The organism is Actinotalea sp. C106, assembly GCF_023630195.1.
In the GTDB taxonomy this organism is placed as follows: Bacteria; Actinomycetota; Actinomycetes; order Actinomycetales; family Cellulomonadaceae; genus Actinotalea.
Genome location: NZ_JALPKN010000311.1, coordinates 1 through 3,505, shown reverse-complemented (window position 1 = coordinate 3,505; position 3,505 = coordinate 1). Strand labels below are relative to the sequence as shown.

At 73.4% G+C, this 3,505-nt stretch carries 4 protein-coding genes; 1 reads left to right on the top strand and 3 read right to left on the bottom strand.

What is annotated here, in order from left to right; translation table 11 throughout:
• On the bottom strand, positions 1 to 1,526 hold a 1,526-nt coding region (locus tag L0B03_RS15470), incomplete at its 3' end, for a DEAD/DEAH box helicase (RefSeq protein WP_250447430.1).
• A gap of 267 nt (positions 1,527 to 1,793) precedes the next feature.
• On the opposite strand from L0B03_RS15470, the gene L0B03_RS15465 reads away from it, so the two are divergent.
• Positions 1,794 to 2,468, top strand: a complete 675-nt coding sequence (locus L0B03_RS15465; protein ID WP_250447428.1) for a ferritin-like fold-containing protein — start codon at positions 1,794 to 1,796, stop codon at positions 2,466 to 2,468.
• A 28-nt stretch (positions 2,469 to 2,496) separates the two neighbouring features.
• Here L0B03_RS15465 and L0B03_RS15460 read toward each other — a convergent pair whose 3' ends face one another.
• Together L0B03_RS15460 and L0B03_RS15455 are read right to left on the bottom strand one after the other, a co-directional pair.
• Positions 2,497 to 2,727, bottom strand: a complete 231-nt coding sequence (locus L0B03_RS15460) for a DUF3107 domain-containing protein (protein ID WP_284501896.1) — start codon at positions 2,725 to 2,727, stop codon at positions 2,497 to 2,499.
• 36 nt (positions 2,728 to 2,763) lie between these two features.
• Entirely contained in the window at positions 2,764 to 3,405 is a 642-nt protein-coding gene (locus L0B03_RS15455; protein ID WP_250447424.1) for a TetR/AcrR family transcriptional regulator, read from the bottom strand.
• Positions 3,406 to 3,505: the final 100 nt, after the last annotated feature.

Below are 3,505 nucleotides of genomic sequence, written 5' to 3'. Positions count from 1 at the left end.
CTTCGACCGCCGTCGCGTCCGCCGCCGGCCCCACGTCCGCCGTCGCGCCCACCACGGTCGCCGTCACGTGCGCCGGTCGCGCTGCCGTGGCGCTTGCCCGTCTCGCCCAGGTCCTCGAGCTTCTCGGCGTCGAGACCGGCGCGGGTCCGGGCCGAGGCGGGCAGACGGCCCTTGGTGCCCTCGGGGATGTCGAGCTCGGTGTAGAGGTGCGGCGAGCTCGAGTAGGTCTCGACCGGCTCAGGGAAGCCGAGGTCCAGGGCACGGTCGATCAGGCCCCAGCGCGGCAGGTCGTCCCAGTCGACGAAGGTCACGGCCGTGCCGGTGCGGCCCGCGCGGCCCGTGCGTCCGGTGCGGTGCAGGTAGGTCTTCTCGTCCTCGGGGCACTGGTAGTTGATGACGTGGGTGACGTCGTCCACGTCGATGCCACGGGCCGCGACGTCGGTCGCGACGAGGACGTCGATCTTGCCCGAGCGGAAGGCGCGCAGGGCCTGCTCGCGGGCGCCCTGGCCGAGGTCGCCGTGGATCGCGCCCGAGGCGAAGCCGCGCTCGGCGAGATCGTCGGCCACCTTGGCGGCGGTGCGCTTGGTCCGCGCGAAGACGATGGTCAGGCCGCGGCCCTCGGACTGCAGGATGCGGGCGAGGACCTCGACCTTGTCCATGGCGTGCGCGCGGTAGACGACCTGCTTGATCGCCTTGAGGGTCGCGCCCCCGTCGTCGGGGTCGGTGGCCCGGATGTGCGTGGGCTGGGTCATGTAGCGGCGGGCCATCGAGACGACCGCGCCCGGCATGGTCGCCGAGAAGAGCATGGTGTGCCGCGAGGCGGGGGTGCGGCCCAGGAGCTTCTCGACGTCGGGAAGGAACCCCAGGTCGAGCATCTCGTCGGCCTCGTCGAGCACGACCGTCCGGGCCCGGCTGAGGTCCAGGTGCCCCTGGTTCAGCAGGTCGATCATGCGACCAGGGGTCCCGACGACAACCTCGACCCCGCGGGTGAGCGCCTCGACCTGGGGCTCGTAGGCCCGGCCGCCGTAGATCTGCAGGACGCGGACGTTGCGTCGGCGCGAGGCCGTGTCGAGGTCCCCGGCGACCTGCACCGCGAGCTCACGGGTCGGGACGATGACCAGCGCCTGGGGCTTGCCCGGGGCGGGCAGCTCGTCGAAGCCGTCCTCGTCGGGGCCGATCACCCGGCTGAGCAGCGGGATGCCGAAGCCGAGGGTCTTGCCGGTGCCGGTCTTGGCCTGACCGATGATGTCGTGCCCGGCGAGGGCCACCGGCAGGGTCATCGCCTGGATGGGGAAGGGGGTCGTGATCCCGGCGTCGGCGAGGGCGGCGACGATCTCGGGGCGCACGTCGAAGTCGCTGAAGGTGGCGCCGGTGGCCTGGACGGTGGAGTGGCGCGCGTGCTGCTCGGGCGCCTCCTCGATGGTCGGGATGCCGGGGGCCAGGGCCTCGCCGGCCAGGACCCCGGCCTCGGGCACGGGGAGATCGGCGACGTCGGGCGCGTTGAGCTGGTCGTCGGTGCTGGTCATGGATGGAACCTCACGGTGTGAACCGCGGGGCCACACGCTCCGTGCGACGCTGGGTCGCACCGGGAGCGGGCCGCGCCGCGGGCGGGTCCGGCAGCCGATCGTGGAGGGCGCGCCCTGGGCCGGGAGCTCCGCGTCGAGCGCGGGGTTCCGCCCGGCGGGCGGGTGTTTCGGGACGACCGGTCAACCGCTGAACACGGTCATGCTAGCGGACGGTGCTCACGCACCCCGGCATGACTGCCCTCGGCGCGCGGGCACTAGCCTGGCGCCATGAGCGAACCCACCGCCGCCGCAAGCCCGGACAACGCGCTCGCGGTCCTGGGGATGCTCGCGTACAGCGAGCTCGCGGCCTTCTCCCGGCTCGCGGCCGACGCAGCCCTGGCCCCTTCGCTGGACCAGCGCCTCGAGCTGAGCCGGATGGCGGGGATGGCTCTTGAGCGCCTCGAGCAGGTCTCGGACCGCGTGGGTGAGCTGGGCGGTGACCTGCAGCCCGTCATGGAGCCCTTCGCCGGCGTGCTGGTCGAGTTCGACCGACGCACCGAGCCCTCGACGTGGTGGGAGCGGCTCCTCAAGGCCTACGTGGGCTACGGGGTCGCCGACGACTTCTGCCGGATGGTCGCGGACCCGCTCGACCCCACCACCCGCGACCTGGTGGTGCAGGTGCTGGGGGACGACGGGCACGCCGGGCTCGTGGTCACCGCCCTGAGCGAGGCGGGGGCGCGGGACGCGACCCTGGCCTCACGGCTCGCCCTGTGGGGGCGGCGGCTGGTGGGGGAGTCCCTCGGGGCGGTCCAGGGAGTCCTCGCGGCGCACCCGCGGATGCGCGACCTGCTCATGCAGACCATGGACGACGACGTCGTGCCCGGGGAGGCCCAGCAGCGGCTCTTCGCCGTGCTGACGGCGGAGCACTCACGCCGGATGGAGCGCCTGGGCCTCACGCCCTGACGCCCCACCCAGGTGGTGCGGGCCCTGCTCAGATGTTGTGGAAGCCCACCTTGCGGGCTTCCTCGCCGCCCAGCTCGACGTACCCGAGGGTGCTCGCGGGCACGATGACCCGGCGTCCCTTGGTGTCGGTGATGTCCAGCGGAGCGCCCACCTCGATGGCCTTGAGCACGTCCTTGGCCACCTTCTCCGACGGCTGGTCGGTCTCGACCACCAGCTCTCGTGCCACGTTCTGCACGCCGATCGTGATCTCCACGCCCATCGCCTCCTGAAGGTCCGGTTCTCCTGCCCGGTCATCCTAGGTCGTGTCGGGGCGCTCCCTGACGAGACCGGCGACGCCGCGCCAGGCCAAGCTGGTGACGAGGTCGACGGCGTCCTCCACCGGGACGTCCCCGGAGCGGTACCGGGAGGTCGCCGCGACCCTGGTCATGCCGACCAGCGCGGCGCTCAGCAGCTCGGCATGGGCGGCCGGCAGTCCGGCGAGCCCCTCGAGCCCGCGACGGATGGCGCGGGCCGCGTCCTGCGAGGCCTGCTCGACGCGCTGGCGGACGTCGGCGTCCCGGGTGACGTCGGACTCGAAGAGCAGGGAGAAGGACTCGCCGGCGTCCTCCACGAACTCGACGATGGCGCGGACGATCGCCCGCACCACGGAGCGACCGTCAGGGGGGTCGCCGGCCCGGACGGTGGTCAGGGCGTCCTCGATCGCGGTGACCAGGCCGACCCCGCGGTGGTCGACGACCTCGAGGTACAGGTCGAGCTTGGACGGGAAGTGGCGGTACAGGACGGGCTTGCTGACCGCGGCACGGTCGGCGATGTCGTCCATCGAGACGTGATGGAAGCCCTCACGGGCGAAGAGCTCCTGGGCGACCTCGAGGACCTGGGCGCGCCGCGCATCCCGGGGCATGCGCGTGGCGCGTGGTCGGTTCGAGGGGGCGGGCACCTCCCGATGCTAGCCAGCGGGTCCGGTCACGGGCCCCGGGCGAGCCGGGGGGCGGGGCGGCGGCGCGCGGTCAGGGGAGCTCCGGCGACCGGGGCACGAC